Origin of the sequence: Leminorella richardii (genome assembly GCF_900478135.1) — a bacterium.
Classification (GTDB): domain Bacteria; phylum Pseudomonadota; class Gammaproteobacteria; order Enterobacterales; family Enterobacteriaceae; genus Leminorella; species Leminorella richardii.
In genome coordinates this window covers 251,135-272,808 of record NZ_LS483470.1, presented here as the reverse complement: position 1 = coordinate 272,808, position 21,674 = coordinate 251,135, and the positions used below count along the sequence as shown (strand labels likewise).

Genomic DNA, 21,674 nt, shown 5'->3' with positions numbered 1-21,674 from the left:
TGAGAACTTTTCATGTTGAACAATAGCGATATCGGCATCTTCACGTTATCACTGCTGATCGCACTCATAATGCTGTTCGGGATCGTCCTTTATCGGTGGGCGATGCGTCGGCGTATGGCTCGTCTTCGCGCCACAGATAACCATCTGCCCTTTGTCCATAACAGCACGAGGAAGCTCTCTGCTGAAGAAAGCGCGGCGCTTACTGAATATCTGGAATATCTGGAAAGTCAGGTTTCGGACAATGCCCTTCGCGAAACCATCAAGGCTTCACTGACACCCTACAGTGATAGTGTATACACTTTTGAAGCGCCTATAACGTCGCTACCTGATGAAAAAAACTCCGGCAAGCACCGCCACTACGTTCACGGCATAGAGATATATATTGAGCCGGAATGGAGCGACTACATAAAAGGCGTTAATCAAATTGAGCTGGTAAAAACGCAGACAACGCCGTTCATCCTCACGCTGAATGGCCATGAACTGGTCGATTTTATACATTTAAAGCGCTCTACCGGCGAACATGATGGCTCCGAGCATCACTCTATTCACAAAAAAAATGACGGTAACGAAAACGTCGAGCTTATCAGGCTAAGAAAAGAGACAGAGGCGGAGTCCGCGCTTCGGCCTAAGAAAAAGCTGCTCGCCTCGCTGATTGTTGCCGCGTCCGGCTGGCTCTTTTTCTGTAGTCTAGTGAGCCCTATTGAGCTTCTGCCGTGGCTGGTGATCGTTGCCGTGCTGACGCTTTGCGTCGGCCTGTGGTACATGTTTCGCCACACGCCAAAGCCTCCTCAGTACAATATTCACTGCCTGCGGGGCGTTCCCAAACGCTGGGGGCTATTTGGTGAATCGGACAGCGGACTGCTCACTAACATTTCCGTCGGCACCATTGATTTAGTGTATCCTCAGTACTGGCAGCCCTACGTTGGCTACGATCTGGACCACAAAACCAACATTGATATTTATCTCAATCGATACGTTGTCAAACAGGGAAAGTTTCTTTCGCTGCACAATGAGTCCACGCTTTTTCCTCTCTACCACTGGGGAAAGAATCTGGTTTTGGCGGCTTCCTCCCTGCTAGTCATTTTACTCCTGCTTTCAGCTATTCCGTTAAAGCTGCCGCTGGAGTTAACCAAAGCCTGGTTTAAAAACCCAGCCAGTCTCAGTGTCAGTTCCCCAGAAGAGCTTCAGGCAGCAAACGTTAAAATTGGCGATCACCTAACGATTAGGGGCAGCGGCATGTGCAGCCTGCCGTCAGTCTATCGCAGTGAAGCTATCTATCCGTTTATGCCGTTTGACTGCACCCAGATGTACTGGGGTGCCAGCGATCTGCCAGAGCTGCCGTCGTCAGAAGTGATTGAGAATGCGATAGAGCTGCTGTATACCGTTGACCACCAGCTTAATCCTCTCAATAATCTGGAAGATCGCAACCACCCCGAGCTGGCAAAAAGCGCAGAGCGGTCAGGTATGACGCTAATGGAAGACTTCCCGGATATCGTGATAAAAACGGATAAGCTGTGTAAAGATCCCGATGACTGCCGACGCTTGAAAGCCTCGCTGCTTTCTCTGGCGAATGAAAAAGAGTGGCGCGAGCTGGTAAAAAAATCGCATCAGCACCCGGAACAGCATTTAGACCTGTTCGTTCGACCGGCGATTGCTGACACTCTGCGCGCGCAGGTGAACACGCTAGTTTCAACGTTCTTCTATAGCCAGACTCACCAGGCTGCTCAGGCGCTCTACAATAAACCAACGGGCGGGTTCTACCTGCTTAGCGATAACAATCAAAAGCAGATGCTGAGCAAAGAAGAAATCTCATCGCTGCTTAACCCTGACCTGCCGCCGGATTCGCTCTACAACAATACCGCTATCAAACAGTGGTTCGAACTTAAGCGCCTTTCCAGCAGGCTTATGAACGTTCCGTTCACCGCCAGCGGCATCGTGATCGGCATTGAACCAATAGAAAACCAGACGATGCAAATCACACTGCATAGCGAATCCAGCCTGATTTCCTTCTGGCGCTATCTCGGTGCCAGCCTGCTGTTTATCGTCATGGCCGCCAGCCTATTATACAATTCGGTGCTTATGCTTGTTCGTATGCGAAAAAATGCGCTGCGGACCCCGCAAATCCAAAGCTACTACGACCGCTGCTTCGCCAAAAGCTTCAGGCAAAAAGTACAGCACAGCTAGCCCTTATGCCTTTCACGGCTTGAATTTTTGCCAGCAGCCCATATGTTGATAGGCAGGCATTGACTATTTTCTGCCGGTGACTCCACCGGTGGAACATTCGTCAGGAGAGGTCTTTATGGCAGTTCGCTCAGAGGAAGAACAGGGCATTCGGCTCGATAAGTGGCTATGGGCAGCGCGCTTTTATAAAACCCGAGCCGCAGCGAGAGACATGATTGACGGCGGAAAGGTCCACTACAGCGGGCAAAGAACCAAGCCCAGCAAGCTAGTCGAAGTCGGCGCCGAAATTCGCCTGCGTCAGGGTAATGATGAAAAAACCGTGACTGTCCTCGCCCTCAGCACTCAGCGCCGGGGAGCCAGCGAAGCTCAGGAACTCTACCTAGAAACGGCTGAAAGCATTACCAAGCGCGAGGCGATCTCTCAGGCGCGTAAGCTTAACGCGCTGACGATGCCTCACCCGGATCGCCGCCCTGACAAAAAAGAGCGGCGCACCCTGATAAAATTTAAATACGGCGACGAAGAGCAGTAAATCGTCCCTTAATAAGAGAGAAATCATGTTGAAAGCAGATTCACTACATCGCTACCTGTTCGAAAAGCACGACGTTCGAGGCGAGCTCGTTACGCTCAGCGATACTTACTGCCACATTCTGGAAAACCACAACTATCCGGTCGCGGTGCAGCGCCTGCTGGGCGAAATGCTGGTCGCCACCAGTCTGCTGACGGCTATTTTGAAGTTTGACGGTGACATCACCGTACAGCTACAGGGCGATGGTCCGCTGAAGCTTGCCGTGATTAACGGCAACAACCAGCAGGAAATGCGCGGCGTTGCTCGCCCGCAGGGTGACATCGCCGACAATGCAACCCTCAGAGAAATGCTGGGTAACGGCTATCTAGTCATCACCATCATGCCAAAAGACGGCGAGCGCTATCAGGGCGTTGTCGGCCTTGAAGGCGACACTGTCTCCAGCTGCCTGGAAGCCTACTTCCGCCAGTCAGAACAGCTGCCAACCCGCCTGTTCATCAAAACCGGCGCGCATCAGGAACGCCCGGCGGCGGCCGGTATGCTGCTGCAGGTGCTGCCTGCACACAAGAGCAACGACAGCGAGTTCGATCATCTGGCAACGATGACGGAAACCATCACCGCCGACGAACTGTTCAGTCTGCCGGTTGAAGAAGTGCTGCACCGCCTGTATCACGAAGAAGAGGTAACGCTGTTTGAAGGCCAGCCGGTGATTTTCCGCTGCACCTGTTCCAGAGAGCGCTGCGCTCAGGCGCTGATAACGCTGCCAGAAGAAGAAACAGATGCCATGCTGGCCGAAGAGGGGCAGATTGATATGCACTGCGACTACTGCGGCAAACACTACCTGTTTGAGAAAATGGATATCGATGCGCTTCGCCTCAACGGCGGTCCGCTGATGGAGAACGATACGCGGCACTGATTGGCCGCCACGCCTTCTTTCCTCTCATAAAACAAAACCGCTAAAACCGCCGGGAGGAATATGCCAATTCTCCCGGTTTTTTAATGTTTATCGCTGCTTATGTCCCTCCTTAATCGCTTCACGTCTCAGATTACAGCGACCTAGATCGCATCTTGAACCAAAATTTAGAACAATATGCCGATCCTTGATAGTTGTCTCAGTCAGCGTTAGGGAAGCCTTTACAATAATCAGCAGTATCTATCTTTTTAAGGAATAGTTATGAGCACAAACCGTATCACACCCGAAGACCTGACTGCCTATGGTATCCAGAACGTCACTGAGATTGTGTACAACCCGAGCTATGATTATTTGTACCAGGAGGAAACACGCCCCGGGTTGGAAGGATATGAAAAAGGTACCGTAACCACTCTTGGCGCGGTCGCCGTCGATACCGGTATCTTTACCGGGCGCTCTCCCAAAGATAAATATATCGTCCGTGACGATACCACTCGCAACACCGTCTGGTGGGCAGATCAGGGAAAAGGCAAAAACGATAACAAGCCCATTTCCCAAGAAGTCTGGTCATCGCTGAAAAAGCGGGTTGCCGATCAGCTGTCCGGCAAGCGTCTGTTTATCATTGACGCCTTCTGCGGCGCTAACAAAGATTCTCGCCTGAGCGTACGCTTCATTACCGAAGTGGCCTGGCAGGCACACTTCGTAAAGAACATGTTCATCCGCCCAAGCGACGAAGAGCTCGCCGTCTTTAAACCTGACTTTATCGTGATGAACGGCGCCAAGTGCACCAATCCAAACTGGAAAGCGCAGGGGCTTAACTCTGAAAACTTCGTGGCGTTTAACCTGACTGAAGGCGTTCAGCTTATCGGCGGCACCTGGTACGGTGGCGAGATGAAAAAAGGCATGTTCTCAATGATGAACTACCTGCTGCCGCTCAAAGGCATCGCCTCTATGCACTGCTCTGCCAACGTAGGCGATAAGGGCGACGTAGCAATTTTCTTCGGCCTGTCCGGTACCGGTAAAACCACCCTGTCGACCGATCCAAAGCGTCAGCTTATCGGCGATGACGAACACGGCTGGGATGACGACGGCGTCTTCAACTTTGAAGGCGGCTGCTACGCAAAAACTATCAAGCTCTCTCAAGAGGCCGAGCCGGATATCTATAACGCCATTAAACGCGATGCTCTGCTGGAAAACGTCACCGTTCGCGCAGACGGCAGCGTAGATTTTGACGATGGTTCAAAAACTGAAAACACCCGCGTGTCTTACCCGATTTACCATATCCACAATATTGTGAAGCCGGTATCTAAAGCGGGCCACGCCAAAAAGGTGATCTTCCTAACCGCCGACGCCTTTGGCGTTCTGCCACCTGTATCAAAACTGACGCCGGATCAGACTCAGTATCACTTCCTGTCCGGCTTTACTGCCAAGCTGGCGGGCACCGAGCGCGGCATTACTGAGCCAACGCCAACTTTCTCTGCCTGCTTCGGCGCAGCATTCCTCTCTCTGCACCCAACCCAGTATGCAGAAGTGCTGGTGAAAAGAATGCAGGCCAGCGGCGCAACGGCCTACTTGGTTAACACCGGCTGGAACGGTACCGGAAAGCGAATCTCCATCAAGGATACCCGCGGTATTATCGACGCCATCCTGAGCGGTGAGATCGAGAACGCCGAGACGATTACGCTGCCAATCTTCGATCTGGCCGTGCCTAAGGCTCTGCCGGGCGTTGATCCTGCAATCCTCGATCCGCGCGACACCTACGCCTCTCTGGAACAGTGGCAGGAAAAGGCCGAGAAGCTGGCCGGGCTGTTTGTCGACAACTTTGATAAGTATACCGACACCGCGGCGGGTGCGGCGCTGGTCAAGGCAGGGCCTCAGCTGAAGAAATAGCGTGTGCTGAAATCGTGAAAAAGGCGCCTCTACGGCGCCTTTCTTCTTTTTGATGGAACAGAATTTGATGGAACAGAAATCGTCAAAAAGCTATTCGTCGCTCTCTTTCCACTCATAGAGGAAAACTTTCACGCTTAGCCCCCCACGCTCGCTATTCCCCATCACGATTTCACCGTCGTGGCCGTCTACAATGCGCTTCAAAATAGACAGCCCTAGTCCGGTTCCGCTAATGCTGCGGGCGCTGTCGCCGCGCACAAAAGGGCGAAAAAGCGTTTCCAGCTGATCTCTGGGAATACCTGGGCCATCGTCCTCAACGCGAAACCAGACTCTACCAAACTCTCGGCCACTGCTGAGCTTAATCCAGCCGTTGCCGTAGCGAGAGGCGTTGACGATAAGGTTAACGATAGCCCGCTTGATGGACAGCGGATGAACGTCCGAAATCAGCTCCCCGTCAAACAGCGCCGTTTCGATGTGCTGTTCCAAACCGCTCGCCGAGACAACTTCAGCCAAAATGGTGTTGATATCACAGGGCTCAGTCTGCTGTTCCTGACCGGTGCGAAGGTAGTCAATAAACTGCTCAATGATGGCGTTGCACTCTTCAATATCCTTATTGATAGACTCTGCCAGATAGCCCTCTTTTTCTTCCATCATCTCGGTGGCTAAGCGAATGCGCGTCAGCGGCGTTCGCAGGTCGTGACTCACGCCCGCCATCAGCAGCGCTCGGTCTTTATCCAACTGCTCAACGCCGGACGCCATGCGGTTAAACGCTCGAGTAACCGAGCGCACCTCCGAAGCACCGTACTCCCGCAGCGGCGGAGGAATGGTTCCTGTCCCTACCTGCTGAGCGGCATACTCCAAATCGGCCAGCGGTCGGTTTTGAATGCGAATAAACAGCCACGCGCCGCCGATTACCATCAAAATAATGGCGAGCGTATAGCGAAACAGCGGGGCAAACTCCCCTTGGCGAATTTCGGTCAGCGGAACCCGCACCCAGATTTCGGGAGAAAGCTCGGTTTTCAGCCATACGACCGGGGAATGGTTCCCTAGCTGAATGCGAACTTCTGTTGGGCTACCGAGCTGCTGCTTCATCTGGCGGCTCAGGAAGTCATAGCGCTGCGCCCAGCGCAGGCCGCTCTCTTCCGCAGAGGCGTCCGTGTGTAGCGAAATTCCCAGCTCGCGGTACATTTCCATCTGAAACTGGGGGGGAATGACCAGATAGGAACCGTCCTCCAGCTTTAGGCGGTCGGTCATCAACATGCGGACCTCATAGGCCAGCACCTTGTTAAACTGCTGAATACTGGGCAGGATGGCGAAGTTCAACACCACAAAGTAAGTCGTCACCAGGCTGATAAACAGCAGGGTGACGATTAACAGCAGCGTCCGTGCAACCGAACTTCGGGGTGGGAACCGCCAAAAACTCATGCCGCGCTACCGTCCGGCACAAAGACGTAGCCTAACCCCCATACGGTCTGAATATAGCGGGGATGGGCAGCGTCCTCTTCCACCATGCGGCGCAGGCGAGAGATCTGTACGTCAATAGAGCGCTCCATAGCGCTGTACTCACGGCCTCGTGCCAGATTCATCAGCTTATCGCGAGACAGCGGTTCACGCGGGTGGCTAACTAGCGCCTTCAGTACGGCAAACTCCCCGCTGGTCAGCGGCATCGGCTCGTCGTCCTTAAACATTTCCCGCGTGCCCAGGTTCAGCCTGAACTTGCCAAACGCAATCACCGCCTCTTCCTGAGACGGCGCGCCGGGCAGTTCACTGGCCTGACGGCGAAGCACAGCGCGAATGCGCGCTAAAAGCTCTCTCGGGTTAAACGGCTTGGGAATATAGTCGTCGGCGCCAATTTCTAACCCCACGATGCGATCCACTTCTTCTCCCTTCGCCGTCACCATAATGATCGGGATAGGGTTGCTTTGGCTGCGCAGGCGCCGACAGATAGAAAGGCCGTCTTCCCCCGGCAGCATCAGGTCAAGCACCATCAGATGGAATGACTCACGGGTCAACAGGCGATCCATTTGCTCGGCATTCGCTACGCCGCGCACCTGAAAACCCTGCTCCGTAAGATAGCGCTCCAGTAAACCGCGTAAGCGCATGTCGTCATCAACGACCAGAATCTTGTGATTCTCTTGCATCATTTCACCCCAATAGTTTTTCGCTTAATCGCTTAACGTTATGAATACGTTAGCTGAGACACCGCAATCTTTATAACGCACGCTGAAAAAATGTTACAAAGAATAAAGTTCGTCAATTACTGTCAGACGGCTCGCCTTCCGAGGCGTCATCAAACGGCCGATAGCGGATATCCAGAATCCAGTAAGTTGCCCTGCCGCTCGGCGTCTCCACGCTGATTTCATCATCAACTCTCTTACCCAGAAGCGCTCGGGCGACTGGGGAATCAATAGAGATCCACTTTTTAAACGGCTCAAACTCGTCGGGACCGACCAGCCGGAACACGTTAACGTCGCCATCTTCGTTTTCAACCTTCACCCAGGCACCAAAAAACACGCGCCCTTCCTGCTGAGGGCTAGGGTCAACTATCTTCAGCACTTCCAGTCGCTTGGTTAAAAAGCGCACCCGCCGATCGATTTCACGCAGCCGCTTCTTACCGTAAATATATTCCGCGTTTTCAGAGCGATCGCCGAGCGCAGCGGCCTCTGATACTGCCTGCGTCACTCTGGGGCGCTCTTCTCGCCACAGGTACTTAAGCTCAGCGTCCAGCGCCATCCAGCCCTGACGCGTAATGTAATGACTTTTTGCCATTGGATTCCCTGCGCGACAATTTCTTTCAAATTGTAGCGTAACTCTTGAAAATTGACCCGATGCGTCGCAGCGCTAGGCATAAAATTCCGTCTATCTTATCGCTATTTAGCCCGTTTTCATCCGGTTTATCGCTAAATAATGCGAACTATAAAGCAAAACGCCTATAGTTTGTCTCAACAGGGCTGGTGCTGCCCCTGAAAGGGAAAACCAACGCATCCTCCCCTTGAAGAATGACGAGTATATCTGGAATTTTTACTCAGTAATCCGTATAACGGACTCATTTTTTCACACTACAGCGTACAGGCTTTATGAATAATCGATTGAGTCACACGATTGCCGCTGAGCTTCAGGTCAGGCCCGAACAGGTTTTATCCACCATTAACCTTTTGGATGAAGGCAACACCGTTCCCTTTATCGCCCGCTACCGTAAGGAAGTCACCGGAGGTCTGGACGATACCCAGCTCCGTCAGCTGGAAACCCGGCTGGTCTATCTGCGTGAGCTTGAAGCCCGCCGCCAGACGATCCTTAGCTCCATTGAAGAACAGGGCAAACTGACGCCAGAACTCAGTCAGGCGATTAACAGCACCCTCAATAAAACCGAGCTGGAAGATCTCTACCTGCCCTATAAGCCTAAGCGCAGAACGCGCGGACAAATCGCCATTGAGGCAGGCCTTGAGCCGCTGGCCGACGGCCTCTGGCAAGACCCACAGCAGGATCCCGAACAGGCCGCTCTGCCCTACGTCAGCGAAGAGAAAGGCGTCGCCGACACCAAGGCCGCCCTAGACGGCGCTCGCTACATTCTGATGGAGCGCTTCTCAGAAGATGCCACTCTGCTGGCAAAAGTGCGTGACTACCTGTCGAGAAACGCCTATCTGACCTCCCGCGTGATAGAGGGCAAAGAGGAAGAAGGCGCGAAGTTCCGCGACTACTTTGCCCATCAGGAACCCATCAGTACTACGCCGTCTCACCGCGCGCTGGCGATGTTCCGCGGCCGCAACGAGGGCATTCTAAACCTGTCGTTGAACGCCGATCCTCATCACGATGAGCCACCGCGGGAAAGCCACTGTGAGCAAATCATTGCCGATCACCTCAACCTCCGACTGAACAACGCCCCGGCTGACGGCTGGCGTAAAGCCGTCGTCAGCTGGACTTGGCGCATCAAAGTGCTGATGCACATGGAAACTGAGCTGATGGGCAACCTGCGCGAAAAGGCAGAGGAAGAAGCGATTAACGTTTTCGCCCGCAACGTGCACGACCTGATGATGGCCGCACCCGCAGGCCTGCGCGCCACGATGGGACTGGATCCAGGGCTGCGAACCGGCGTGAAGGTAGCCGTTGTCGATGCGACCGGCAAGCTAGTAGCGACTGACACCATCTATCCCCACACTGGGCAGACCGCTAAGGCTGCGGCAGCAGTGGCAGCGCTCTGTATCAAACACGGCGTTGAACTGGTAGCTATCGGTAACGGTACCGCGTCCAGAGAAACCGAACGCTTCTATCTTGACGTTCAGCGCCAGTATCCTGAGGTTAAAGGCCAGAAGGTGATCGTCAGCGAAGCGGGGGCATCGGTTTATTCGGCTTCTGAGCTGGCTGCCGCTGAGTTCCCGAATCTGGACGTTTCTCTGCGCGGTGCGGTGTCCATTGCCCGACGCCTACAGGATCCGCTGGCTGAGCTGGTGAAAATCGATCCCAAATCTATCGGCGTCGGCCAGTACCAGCACGACGTGAGCCAAACCCTGCTGGCGCGTAAGCTAGATGCCGTTGTTGAAGACTGTGTAAACGCCGTTGGCGTTGACCTGAACACCGCTTCGGTACCGCTGCTGACCCGCGTTGCCGGCCTAAGCCGCGCTATTGCACAAAACGTTGTTGACTGGCGGGACGCTAACGGCAAGTTCAGCAACCGCGAGCAGCTGCTCAAAGTGAGCCGACTGGGGCCGAAAGCCTTTGAGCAGTGCGCGGGCTTCCTGCGCATTAACCACGGCGATAACCCGCTGGACGCCTCAACGGTTCACCCTGAAAGCTACCCGGTCGTTGAGCGGATCCTAACCGCTACGCACAAGACCCTGCGCGACCTGATGGGTAACCCGGACGCGCTGCGGGGCTTAAACGCCCGCGACTTTATCGATGAGCGCGTAGGGCTGCCAACGGTTAACGATATCCTTAAAGAATTGGAAAAGCCCGGGCGCGACCCACGTCCTGAGTTTAAAACCGCCAGCTTCGCCGAAGGTGTCGAAACCCTTGACGACCTGAAAGTAGAAATGATTCTGGAAGGCACCGTCACTAACGTCACCAACTTCGGCGCGTTTGTCGATATCGGTGTCCATCAAGATGGACTTGTTCACATTTCTTCTCTGGCAGACAAATACGTCGAGGATCCGCATAAAGTGGTGAAAACCGGCGATATCGTCAAAGTCAAAGTGATGGAAGTCGATCTGGCCCGCAAGCGCATCGCGCTGTCAATGCGGCTGGACGAACAGCCGGGAGAAGGCGGCGGTCGTAGAACATCCTCTTCGGAACGGGAAAAGTCGCCGCGCCCGGCGCAGGGTTCACGCGGTAAACCCGCCGCTTCCACCAGTAACAACAGCGCAATGGGCGATGCGCTCGCAGCGGCGTTTGGAAAAATAAAGCGCTAGTGCTTTGCTTACCGCCTCTTTGTCCTTTCCGTAACTCGGGCAAAGAGGCGGCTATCTTCAGCTCTCCTCTTGCACGTTTCTAGTTACATTTTGTATTTAATAGATATCAGAATATGGAGCCATTTCTATTTAACATCTTCGGAACGTCAGCAACCGTATATAAAAATAATCAAGGAAAGTGAATATTAACGCCCCCCTTCAAGCCTGTTTTTTTATTTAGGCTGCTAAAAATAAAACTGCGGTATTTCGGCAAGTTACGTGCACTCTTTCCCCTATCACCATTCTCTCGTTAGCGCAGATATTCTCTGACGCCAAAATCGCGCTGGCTCGCTAGCTCAATAATATGTTCACATTGATTTAACAACCGATTTTTCTTCCGTGATGGTGCTAGACAAACGGCGTAATAATTATTTACGCTTAGCCGACAGTGTGTCATTGTGTACGATAATCATTATTACTAACATTAACGCAGTGAGTATAAAACGCGTACAACTTCGCCGTTTATTAATGAAAGCGACGAGGGATTACCGTTTACTGCCACACTTTATTCTGTGAAGTCGAGTATTGTCGTCAATCATGAGTTTAGGTTAAAGAATACGCTATGACACCGCTACAGGCTCAGCACTCATACAAAATCGTTGGTTTTACGCCAAGCATCAACCCCGCGTATCGTCAAAAGCTACTCTCGTTAGGCATGCTCCCTGGCTCCGTGTTCAAAGTGATCCGTATCGCCCCGTTAGGCGATCCCATCCAGATAGAAACCCCGCGAGTCTGCTTAATGCTTCGCAGAAAAGATTTGAATTTGATCAGGCTCAGCCCTGCGGACTGAGTCTCTGGCCGTGGCTCCCTGCGGCCTCATTTAACATCATCGTCTTTTCGCCGTTGGTTAACACATGAAACAACTTACTATCGGGTTAATCGGTAACCCAAACTCAGGTAAAACCACGCTGTTCAATCAGCTAACCGGCTCGCGCCAGCGCGTAGGAAACTGGGCCGGCGTTACCGTTGAGCGTAAAGAAGGTCATTTTAAAACCGAAGGACATCAGGCCTCTCTGGTTGACTTGCCGGGAACCTATTCTCTGACCACTGTCTCAGCTCAGGCCTCTCTTGACGAGCAAATCGCCTGTCACTATATCCTGAGCGGTGAAGCCGATCTGATCCTCAACGTTGTTGATGCCTCCAACCTTGAGCGCAGCCTCTATCTAACCCTGCAAATTCTTGAGCTGGGCATTCCCTGTATCGTTGCGCTAAACATGCTCGATATTGCCCGCAATCAGCATATCGACATCGATATTAACGCCCTGTCCGACAAACTTGGCTGCCCGGTGATCCCCCTAGTTTCAACGAGAGGCCGTGGCTTAAAAGAGCTAAAAGAAGCTATCGACTTACGCCAGCCCAATCGCCACGCTTCCCTAACCAGTTACCCAGAAGAGGTTGAAGTACAGGCCGCACGTCTGGCGGAAAGAATGCCGGATAGGCTTTCTGCTCAGGAAAAGCGCTGGCTGGCGCTACAAATGCTGGAAGGGGATATCTATAGCCGCTCGCTGGCGGGGGAAGCAGAGTCACTTCTGCCTGAAGCAAGTGACGCCCTGCAAAGGCAGTTCCAAGAGGATCCTGGACTTATTATTGCCGATACCCGCTATCAGGCGATCGCTGAAGTCTGCCATGACGTTCATAATCTCAGCCAGGCCACGCCGAGCAGGCTAACTCAACAGTTGGACAAAGTCGTCCTCAACCGCTGGCTGGGGCTACCGATCTTCCTGTTCGTTATGTATCTGATGTTTGTGCTAGCCATCAATATCGGCGGCGCGCTACAGCCGCTGTTTGACGTTGGATCTTCCGCTATCTTTATTTCCGGCATTCAGTGGCTTGGTCACACCCTCAGCTTCCCGGATTGGCTGACGATATTTCTCGCTCAGGGCATTGGTGGCGGTATCAATACCGTTCTGCCGCTGGTTCCTCAAATCGGCCTGATGTACCTGTTTTTGGCCTTTTTGGAGGACTCCGGCTACATGGCCCGAGCGGCGTTTGTCATGGACAAGCTGATGTACGCTTTAGGGCTCCCCGGCAAATCGTTCGTGCCGCTTATCGTCGGCTTTGGCTGCAACGTGCCCTCCGTAATGGGTGCTCGCACGCTTGACGCTCCTCGCGAGCGTATAATGACCATCCTGATGGCGCCCTTTATGTCCTGCGGCGCCCGGCTGGCTATTTTTGCGGTCTTCTCTGCGGCGTTCTTTGGCAAAGACGGCGCGCTGATTGTCTTCTCCCTCTACATTTTAGGCATTACCGTTGCCATCCTGACTGGGCTGATGCTCAAGTACACCATCATGCGCGGCGAAGCAACGCCGTTTATTATGGAACTGCCGGTCTACCACGTTCCCCACATTAAAAGCCTGCTGCTGCAAACCTGGCAGCGCCTGAAAGGGTTCGTGCTGCGCGCAGGAACGGTCATCATTATCGCCAGCGTGCTGATTGGCGGGCTGAACAGCTTCTCCTTCTCCGGTAAGCCGGTCAACAATATCAACGATTCGGCGCTGGCCTCCACCAGCCGGGTCATTACCCCTCTGCTTAAGCCAATGGGCGTCAGCGAAGACAACTGGCAGGCGACAGTTGGTCTGATTACCGGGGCGATGGCAAAAGAAGTGGTGGTAGGTACGCTCAACACGCTGTATACCGCAGAGCACATCACCAGCGAACCGTTTGACTATGAGAACTTCAACCTTTTGACCGAGCTGGAAGGCGCCGTCACCGAAACCTGGGACAGCCTGAAGGAAACCTTCTCCTTAAGCGCGCTGAGTAACCCTATCGAAGCCAGCAAGGGCGACGGGGAAATGGAAGGCACATCCATGGGCGTGATGAGCAGCAAATTCGGCAGTATTTCGGCCGCCTACAGCTATCTGATTTTCGTCCTACTCTATATCCCCTGCGTCTCCGTAATGGGCGCTATCGCACGTGAAAGCAGCAAAGGCTGGATGATGTTCTCCATCTTCTGGGGGCTAGACGTTGCGTACAGCCTAGCGGCAGGCTTCTATCAGGTAGCCAACTTCAGCGCCCACCCCACTCAGAGTACCGTCACTATCGCGCTGATCGTTGCGTTCAACGCTGTGCTTATCTATGCGCTGTACCGCCTGCGGGATCGCGCCATGATGCGCGTGCCCATCAAAACGCCGCAGTCCTGCTGCGACAACAAGGCAGGGCACTGCCACTAGTGGCCAGCCTTATCGCCATCCGGGATGCCGTCGCTCTGCACGGCATCGCCGAACTGCATCAGCTTAGCCGACAGTTTAATCAGCCACCGGCGCTGATGCAGGCGATGCTCAAGCAGCTCGAAACCATGGGGCAAATTGAACGCGTCGAAGTGGATGAACACTGCACTATCGGTGCCTGTAAGAACTGCCCAGAGGGTAAGGCGTGCGCCACTGAAAGCTACCGCATCAAGCGCAGCCTGTCGGCTTAACGAGTTAAAAACTTTTCTTCAATTCCGCAAAATTCCTTCTCTTTCTTAAAGCATAAACATGCTGTACGTCCTACCATGCCTCAATATATAATTTTGAAATTATTTCCAAGGATATAGTTTCAATAAAAATAAAAGGGAAGTCAGGAATGAAAATCAAGCTACTTACGGCTGTATTAATGTTACTCACGGCAAATAGCTATGCCGCTAAACCTACATCAACGACGTTTATTTCACAGATAGAGCGCATCCAGGTAAACAAAACGGCTTTAGACGCCAAGCAACAGCTTATACGCGCCGAACGCTTCCACTTTGCTACCCAGTCCTCCTGTGGCAAATCTCAGGCTTCAGTCAACGAACGGTCGCTGGGCATGGATCTGGAGAAGTACCAGCGCTTTTTGAAAGAAATAGTCGGGCAGGCTAAAAACGATGCCTATTTTCTCATTACGACAACGCCCTGTGACTCTAAAGCAACAGATCTCATTACACGCATTCGACCCTGTAAGAAAGGTATTTGCCCAGCTAAATACCTTACTAATGACAACGTGATTTGGCTTGATAATCAATTACAGCCAACAAATAAAAAGAGTGCGGCGCTCTTTATTGAAAAACCATTTCCCTATGATAAAAAAGAGAAGCTCTGGAAAATTACCGGATGGTATGCCAATAGCGTAGATGAGCCAGAAAATAAAAGTAAAATCAAAGCGTTTGAAACCTTCACTTCAGATAAAAACTTTAGCGATCAAAAATTTATTTCTAACTATGTTTCGTATTATCGCTCAGGAAAAACATCGTCCAAAGTCTTCTATGACCGCGAGGGTATACTCTCTGGCGAAGCAAACTACTGGTATGAATCCGGTCAATTGAAGCAACACTTTGTTTACGTTGACGGTAAAATTCACGGCACGTTTATCAGCTATAACAGCAATGGAACCGTGGAAAGTAAAAGTGAGTTTATCCACGGTCAACACGCCGATGGGGCGTGTAATCACTATGATGAAAACGGTAATCCAACGCGTGAACACAGCTATTTAAACGGTAAGTATGACGGTAAATACGTTGACTATTTTCCAAATGGGAAAATAGAGCGTGAGGAAACTTATGCTAATGGCCACACGATTGGAGAATCTAAAACCTATTACGACACTGGTACACTGAAATACGTTTTTCGCTATGACAGTGAAGGTAAAGAAGACGGTGTTCGCGAAAGATACAATAAAGATGGCGTCTTAACGTCTAAAGAGACATTCGTCAAAGGCCGCCAAGCTTCTCGCCAGAGCTGGTTTGCTAATGGCAATAAAGAATATCAGGAACAGTGGGACGACAGTGGGAAAAAAGACGGAGACTACAAAACATGGGCCAAAAACGGTGAACTGGTCGCCCATATTCGCTATCAGCACGGTGAAGTAGTATTTGATAAAACCTGGACAGACAAAGGAAAGCCGATTCACAGCGATTCGTACAAAAACGGTGAGCAGGACGGTATTGCTAAACGCTGGGATGAAAGCACAGGCCAGCTGATTCAGGAAACACCCTATAAAGCAGACAAAATTGACGGCGTTGTTAAAGAATGGGATGCAGAAACAGGTAAACGCATTAGCGAAACATCCTATAAAGAGGGAACTCCCGATGGTAACCGCAAAATGTGGGATCCGAAAACAGGGCACCTTGTTCAGGAGTCCACAGTAAAAGCGGAAAATACGGCGCTCGTCCTTACAAAAGTGTATGACAAAGACAGCGGCAAGCTAACGTCTGAAAGCTGGAATGAAAACGATCGAGCGGCAAGCCGGTATATAGACGGTCAACCTGCCACTAAAATTTATCAAGACGGCAAACTTATCATCATCGGATGTGGCTACCACACTCTGCGGCAGCCGGATGAAACCCGAAACAGAGCAGAACAGGGAGACGCCAGCGCACAGGTTTTGTTAGGGAAGTACTATGATTCTTGTAAAGACTTCGAGAATGCCAATATCTGGATGAAAAAGGCCGCTGAACAAAACATTGTTGAGGCATTCATTTACCTCTATTCCCCCCAGAAAGACAGTGAAGGCAAAGCCATTCCACGCTCAAAAGAGCAGTATCGTGAGAACGTCTTGAAAGCTGCCGAACTGGGAAATAACGACGCGCAGTACAGAGCGGCTCTTCTTTATCTGCCAACTGATGCCTGCTCGCAGATCTTCAATACTTCCTGCGGGGCGAACGACGAAGCACCAGCTCCTGATATTCAAAAGTCTCTTGAGTGGTTTGGCCGAGCCGCAGAATCCAGCAACGTCAATGCGCTGATTGTTTTAGGCATCATGTATGAGAAAGGGATCGGCGTACAGAAAAGCGTGAAAAAGGCACTCTCCTACTATGAGATCGCCAACAAGAAAGTTCCCGGCGCGTTAGATAAAGACATTGCCCGGCTAAAGGGTAAAAAAGCGACATCAAAAACGACGTCAAAATAATCGACTAACCAACAGGCCTGCGGGTAAAAACGCAGGCCTGCGTTATTCTTCGCATTTATTCCCCAAGACCCTTCCAGCAAACGCCATCACTTCTCTACAAAACTCCTCCGGATGTGACACAAACGGCGCGTGAGCGGCGTGGGCAATGGTTTTTGACGTAGAGCCCGGCCAGAGTTCATCGACGAGAGGGACAACTCGCCTTGGCACTAAACCATCCTGCGAGCCGTACAGCCGTAGCCCCGGCACGGTAAGATCCCGAAGCTCAGCGCGCAGATCGCTGTTGTCCAACAGCGCCAGACCACCGTTTAAGATCTCAACGTCCGGCATTGGGCAGGCGGCGATAGCCTGCTTTAAAAGCTGCACATCAGCCTGTGCGTCAGGTGCGCCGAGCGCCTGAAGCTCAAGAAAACGGTGAACCGTAAGTTGAAAATCCGCGCTCAGCTGTCGCTCAAAACCGCGCAGCACGGCGGGGCGAATGCCGGGCCAGCCTTCCTGCGCTTTTTCCACAAAGCAGGGAGAAGACGAAACGGTAATCAGCCCTGCGACCTTTTCGGGAGAGTCCAGCGCCGCTCGGCTTGCCACCAGCCCGCCCATCGACCAGCCCAGCCATAGGGCGCCGGTAGGAACATTCGCCATAACGATCTCAGCCATGTCCCTAAGCCCCAGTGAGCCAAATCCTCGGCTACGACCGTATCCCGGCAGGTCGATAAGGTACAAACGAAAATGCGGCGTAAGTCTCCCGGTAATGCAATGCCAGACTTCGGCATTCAGCCCCCATCCGTGCAGCAGCACAAGATCGCGCTGACCTTCGCCAATTGTCTGCTTAAACAGTGATGCCATAGGCTACTATCCCGCTCGTTATTTGACCTCATTGGCCAGTAGTATTAAGGATACGTTATGCTGACTATTGATAGCCTGTGTTGGCTCTGTCTGCAACCGCTACATATTGCCCATCACGGCGTTTGCTCTGTGTGTATCGGGCAAATCCCTCCCCTGCCGCGCTGCTGTCCCTGCTGTGGACTGCCCGCTGACAGCGAACTTTTCCCCTGCTCAAACTGCCGGATAAAGCCCCCAGTCTGGTCCCAGCTGATTGCTGTCAGTGACTATGTTTCTCCACTTACGGGGCTTATCTCCCGACTGAAGTATCACCGGGAAGACAAATACGCCCCAGCGCTTGCCCGACTGATGCTACTAGCCTGGCTAAAGGCGCGAAGGGCTCGCGGGCTACCTCGACCTGACCTGCTTCTTCCTGTGCCGCTACACCGCTTTCGCCACTGGCGGCGCGGCTTTAACCAGTCAGAGCGCATTGTGCGCCTGCTGTCCCGCTGGTCGGACTGTCGAACCCACTCGACGGCGCTTGTTCGGCTTATCGCCACGCGCCCTCAGCAGTCGCTGGAAGCTCAGCAGCGCAGAAGCAACCTGCTGGGCGCATTTGCCTGTAGGGCTGACGTCAGGGGGCTTCACGTCGCCGTGTTTGACGATGTGGTCACCACCGGCAGCACCGTAGAGGAAATCGGACAGCTTTTGTTACACCACGGTGCGGCCTCTGTGCAGGTTTGGTGTTTGTGCCGCACCTTGAAGAGTGAAAGCAAATAGGCGTATTATATCCGACAAGAAAGGTCAACTACTTGAGTGTGCCATGATTACCATTACTGAATCTGCCCAGTCCCATTTCCAAAAGCTGCTTTCAAATCAGGAAGAAGGCACCCAGATCCGCGTGTTTGTTATTAATCCCGGCACGCCAACCGCCGAGTGCGGCGTTTCCTACTGCCCGCCGGATGCCGTAGAGGCAAACGACACCGAGCTTAAGTTCAGCGGCTTTTCCGCCTATATTGACGAAATCAGCGCACCTTTCCTTGAGGATGCCCTGATTGACTTCGTCACCGACCAGCTGGGCTCTCAGCTCACGCTGAAGGCGCCTAACGCCAAGATGCGCAAAGTAGACGACGACGCGCCGCTCATCGAGCGCGTTGAGTATATTCTACAGTCCCAGATCAACCCACAGCTGGCAGGCCACGGCGGTCGCGTTACCCTGATGGAAATCACCGATGAAGGCTACGCTATTCTTCAATTCGGCGGCGGCTGTAACGGCTGTTCAATGGTTGACTACACCCTGAAAGAGGGCATCGAGAAAGAGCTGCTAACGCGCTTCCCCGAGCTGAAGGGCGTTAAAGACCTGACAGAACACCAGAGCGGTGAGCACTCTTACTATCGCTAGTGTATAGCGTAAAAAATGAATCATGTAAGGGAGCCTAGGCTCCCTTTTTTATTACTCAATTTCATTGAGTTATGCTTTTAATACAGGAACCATCTAAAGGGAGTATAGAGCTATGGACTACGGAAGGCTGTCGCAGGACGAAAGGGACCGTTTATTAAAAAATGACCTTTCGGTAGAAAAAGTGCGCTTCCTTGAAAAGTATGCACTGCACAGTTCGAGTGACCTCAAGTGGTACACAACGAAAAACAACACGCCGGCGAGGCTCTATTTTAGCCACCACTTTGTGAAAACAAACGGCATCATGGAGATCCTGTTTCACAAATACCAGTTTTGTTTTGCCAAGCTAAAGTACTTCAGAGCCAACATGCAAAGCTATCAGCCTACTAAGTACAATCCTGCAAAGGGATTTATCCATACGGACATGTGGGATGCCGAGTTTTTCATGCACAAGCGCAGTAAAAAACAGATTGATTTGAGGTTTCTTCAGCAAATTACTGAACTAGAGGTTTTTCTAAACCTAGTTGAGTGGTTAGAAAGTCTCGAAGAAGATAACGCGCTATAAAATACCCGCCCTCTCTCGAAGGCGGGTTCGAACGATAAGCTACTCGGCGAAGGTCTCGCGGCGGCCTACCGTTTCCTTCAGCCATTCAGCCACGCGGCGCTTTTCTTCCTCGCTGAGCCACATGCCCAGTTTGGTGCGGCGCCAGATGGCATCGTCGAGCTCTTTGACCCACTCGTGCTTAACCAGATACGCCAGCTCGGCTTCGTACAGGCCGTGCCCAAAGGCTTCGCCATCTCGTCAAGGCTGTGGCGGTTTGCCAACAGCACTTCCGCACGGCTGCCATAGGTATGAGCATAGTGAACGGCTACCGCTTCCGGCAGCCACGGGTGGCGAGCCTGCAGCGTCTTCGCGTAACTATCGCGATCGGTTCCCATATCTCCGCCCGGCAGTACGCCGCTTTTCGTCCAAGCGTTACCGATACCCGGATAGTAGCTAACCAGCTTCTCCAGCGCGTGTTCCGCCAGCTTGCGGTAGGTCGTCAGCTTGCCGCCAAACACCGACAGCAGAGGCGCTTTGCCGCCCTCATCGGCGATCTCCAGCGTATAGTCGCGAGTAACCGCCTGCGGAGAGTCGGACTCGTCGTCACACAGCGGACGCACGCCGGAATAGCTCCAGGCGATATCTTCACGGGTCAGCTGTTTCTTAAAGTGGTTGTTATACACATTCAGCAGGTAACCGATTTCATTATCATCGATGCTAACCTCGCGCGGATCGCCGTGGTATTCAACATCGGTCGTACCGATAATGGAGAATTCCCCCATCCACGGAATAACAAACACAATGCGGTTATCTTCATTTTGCAGAATGTAGGCCTGCGGCTCGTTGTGAACCTTAGGAACAACAATGTGGCTGCCTTTAATCAGACGAATACCGCGCGGTGACTTAAGCTGTAGCCCCTGATCGTAGAACTGTTTAACCCAAGGCCCGGTGGCGTTCACCAGCCCTTTGGCGCGCCAGGTCAGCGTTTCGCCAGCCGCTTCATCATAGGCTTCTACAACCCAAATACCCTCTTCACGCCATGCGCGAGTGACTCGCGTGCGGGTACGAACTTCCCCACCGCGCTCAACCACTTCCTGAGCGTTTAAAACAACCAGGCGCGCATCGTCAACCCAACAGTCAGAATATTCAAATCCGCGCGTCAGTTCAGGCTTCAGCACAGACTGCGCGCCAAATTTCAGGCCGTTGCTGGCTGGCAGGCTGGTGCGCTTGCCCAAATGGTCGTAAAGGAACAGGCCTGCGCGGATCATCCAAGCCGGGCGCAGGTGCGGCTGGTGCGGCAGACGAAAACGCAACGGCGTGGCGATATGCGGCGCCAAGCGTAGTAAAACTTCACGCTCAGCCAGCGCCTCGCTGACCAGACGAAACTCATAGTGTTCCAAGTAGCGCAGGCCGCCGTGGATAAGCTTAGAGCTTGCTGAGGACGTAGCGCAGGCCAGGTCTTGAGCCTCCAGCAGCAAAACGGAAAGCCCACGACCGGCAGCGTCAGCTGCAATGCCAGCACCGTTGATTCCGCCCCCGATAACGATGAGATCTTTTATTTCCATGTTCACTACCTCTATATGTTCGAAAAAGCTCAAAATGTTCGTATTCGAAAATAATATTAGCGAAAAAGTGCCAAGGTAGCCAGAAAATTAACCAGATAAAAACATTTATTCGAGATCTAGCTAACATTAAATCCACATTATCTTAATGGGTAATGGTGACGGTTTTCGAACGCTCAGCAAGATAGCTATCCGTCAGAGTGGAGAAGATACAGGCTAAAGGCGTTGGCAGGCGCAACTCAGCGCGCCTTTATGGATGAATACCGTAGGCTCAGAGCCAGCATCGCTCTCTTTCCAATGCCGGCTCCGTCAATTCCCACTGGCTGACTTATCTTTGTCGCTCCCTCCCGCGTAAATCCGCTACGGTTTCACCGCCAACGCCCCAGCTGTCGGTAGCCACTTCATCAATTACCACAAAGGTTGTATGCCGTGGCTTATTCAGCACCCTCTCCAGTAATTCGCTGACAGCCTCAATCAGCATCCGCTTATGTTCGGCGCTAACGCCTTCATCAGTGACTTTAATGTTGACGTATGGCATAGCCCGCT

General features: G+C 52.5%; 17 protein-coding genes and 1 pseudogene. 12 read left to right on the top strand and 6 right to left on the bottom strand.

Annotation, left to right across the window (positions count from 1 at the left end):
- Positions 1–12 precede the first annotated feature (12 nt).
- The 4 genes from DQM29_RS01225 to pckA all read left to right on the top strand — a co-directional run bounded on the left by DQM29_RS01225 (position 13) and on the right by pckA (position 5,504).
- Positions 13–2,184: an IgaA/UmoB family intracellular growth attenuator gene (locus DQM29_RS01225; protein ID WP_111738943.1), complete on the top strand. Its 2,172-nt coding sequence runs from the start codon at positions 13–15 to the stop codon at positions 2,182–2,184.
- A gap of 115 nt (positions 2,185–2,299) precedes the next feature.
- Positions 2,300–2,710: a ribosome-associated heat shock protein Hsp15 gene (gene hslR / locus DQM29_RS01220; RefSeq protein ID WP_111738942.1), complete on the top strand. Its 411-nt coding sequence runs from the start codon at positions 2,300–2,302 to the stop codon at positions 2,708–2,710.
- 25 nt (positions 2,711–2,735) lie between these two features.
- A complete protein-coding gene (gene hslO, locus DQM29_RS01215; RefSeq protein WP_111738941.1) occupies positions 2,736–3,620 on the top strand; it encodes an Hsp33 family molecular chaperone HslO in 885 nt (294 codons plus the stop codon).
- Positions 3,621–3,878: 258 nt separating this feature from the next.
- Positions 3,879–5,504, top strand: a complete 1,626-nt coding sequence (gene pckA / locus DQM29_RS01210; RefSeq protein ID WP_111738940.1) for a phosphoenolpyruvate carboxykinase (ATP) — start codon at positions 3,879–3,881, stop codon at positions 5,502–5,504.
- Positions 5,505–5,594: 90 nt separating this feature from the next.
- On the opposite strand, the gene envZ is transcribed toward pckA, so the two are convergent.
- The 3 genes from envZ to greB all read right to left on the bottom strand — a co-directional run bounded on the left by envZ (position 5,595) and on the right by greB (position 8,270).
- Positions 5,595–6,926 carry a two-component system sensor histidine kinase EnvZ gene (gene envZ / locus DQM29_RS01205; protein ID WP_111738939.1) on the bottom strand — a complete coding sequence of 444 codons (1,332 nt, stop codon included), beginning with the start codon at positions 6,924–6,926 and terminating at the stop codon, positions 5,595–5,597.
- Entirely contained in the window at positions 6,923–7,642 is a 720-nt protein-coding gene (gene ompR / locus DQM29_RS01200; protein WP_111738938.1) for an osmolarity response regulator transcription factor OmpR, read from the bottom strand. The genes envZ and ompR overlap by 4 nt, the downstream gene beginning before the upstream one ends.
- Before the next feature lie 112 nt (positions 7,643–7,754).
- A complete protein-coding gene (gene greB, locus DQM29_RS01195; protein ID WP_111738937.1) occupies positions 7,755–8,270 on the bottom strand; it encodes a transcription elongation factor GreB in 516 nt (171 codons plus the stop codon).
- 308 nt (positions 8,271–8,578) lie between these two features.
- On the opposite strand from greB, the gene DQM29_RS01190 reads away from it, so the two are divergent.
- From DQM29_RS01190 to DQM29_RS01170, 5 genes are all read left to right on the top strand, one after another.
- The gene (locus DQM29_RS01190; RefSeq protein WP_111738936.1) at positions 8,579–10,903 is read left to right on the top strand and encodes a Tex family protein; all 2,325 of its coding nucleotides are present in this window, start codon (positions 8,579–8,581) and stop codon (positions 10,901–10,903) included.
- A gap of 601 nt (positions 10,904–11,504) precedes the next feature.
- Positions 11,505–11,732: a ferrous iron transporter A gene (gene feoA / locus DQM29_RS01185; RefSeq protein ID WP_111738935.1), complete on the top strand. Its 228-nt coding sequence runs from the start codon at positions 11,505–11,507 to the stop codon at positions 11,730–11,732.
- Between the two features lie 64 nt (positions 11,733–11,796).
- Positions 11,797–14,112, top strand: coding sequence for a Fe(2+) transporter permease subunit FeoB (gene feoB, locus DQM29_RS01180; RefSeq protein ID WP_111738934.1), 2,316 nt, complete (start codon positions 11,797–11,799; stop codon positions 14,110–14,112).
- The gene (locus DQM29_RS01175) at positions 14,112–14,360 is read left to right on the top strand and encodes a FeoC-like transcriptional regulator (RefSeq protein ID WP_111738933.1); all 249 of its coding nucleotides are present in this window, start codon (positions 14,112–14,114) and stop codon (positions 14,358–14,360) included. The genes feoB and DQM29_RS01175 overlap by 1 nt, the downstream gene beginning before the upstream one ends.
- Before the next feature lie 146 nt (positions 14,361–14,506).
- Complete coding sequence (locus tag DQM29_RS01170) at positions 14,507–16,807, top strand: hypothetical protein (protein WP_111738932.1); 2,301 nt, start codon at positions 14,507–14,509, stop codon at positions 16,805–16,807.
- Positions 16,808–16,849: 42 nt separating this feature from the next.
- Here the strand turns inward: DQM29_RS01170 and bioH are convergent, their stop codons facing one another.
- The gene (gene bioH, locus DQM29_RS01165; protein ID WP_111738931.1) at positions 16,850–17,647 is read right to left on the bottom strand and encodes a pimeloyl-ACP methyl ester esterase BioH; all 798 of its coding nucleotides are present in this window, start codon (positions 17,645–17,647) and stop codon (positions 16,850–16,852) included.
- A gap of 57 nt (positions 17,648–17,704) precedes the next feature.
- Here bioH and gntX point away from each other — a divergent pair, with 57 nt between their 5' ends.
- The 3 genes from gntX to DQM29_RS01150 all read left to right on the top strand — a co-directional run bounded on the left by gntX (position 17,705) and on the right by DQM29_RS01150 (position 19,587).
- Entirely contained in the window at positions 17,705–18,403 is a 699-nt protein-coding gene (gene gntX / locus DQM29_RS01160) for a DNA utilization protein GntX (RefSeq protein ID WP_111738930.1), read from the top strand.
- A gap of 43 nt (positions 18,404–18,446) precedes the next feature.
- Positions 18,447–19,025 carry a Fe-S biogenesis protein NfuA gene (nfuA, locus tag DQM29_RS01155; protein WP_111738929.1) on the top strand — a complete coding sequence of 193 codons (579 nt, stop codon included), beginning with the start codon at positions 18,447–18,449 and terminating at the stop codon, positions 19,023–19,025.
- Positions 19,026–19,137: 112 nt separating this feature from the next.
- Positions 19,138–19,587, top strand: a complete 450-nt coding sequence (locus DQM29_RS01150; RefSeq protein ID WP_111738928.1) for a hypothetical protein — start codon at positions 19,138–19,140, stop codon at positions 19,585–19,587.
- 39 nt (positions 19,588–19,626) lie between these two features.
- On the opposite strand, the pseudogene glpD reads toward DQM29_RS01150, so the two are convergent.
- Together glpD and DQM29_RS01140 are read right to left on the bottom strand one after the other, a co-directional pair.
- Positions 19,627–21,131 (bottom strand): annotated as a pseudogene (glpD, locus tag DQM29_RS01145) (glycerol-3-phosphate dehydrogenase).
- A gap of 325 nt (positions 21,132–21,456) precedes the next feature.
- A complete protein-coding gene (locus DQM29_RS01140) occupies positions 21,457–21,666 on the bottom strand; it encodes a tautomerase family protein (RefSeq protein ID WP_111738927.1) in 210 nt (69 codons plus the stop codon).
- Between the last annotated feature and the right edge of the window lie 8 nt (positions 21,667–21,674).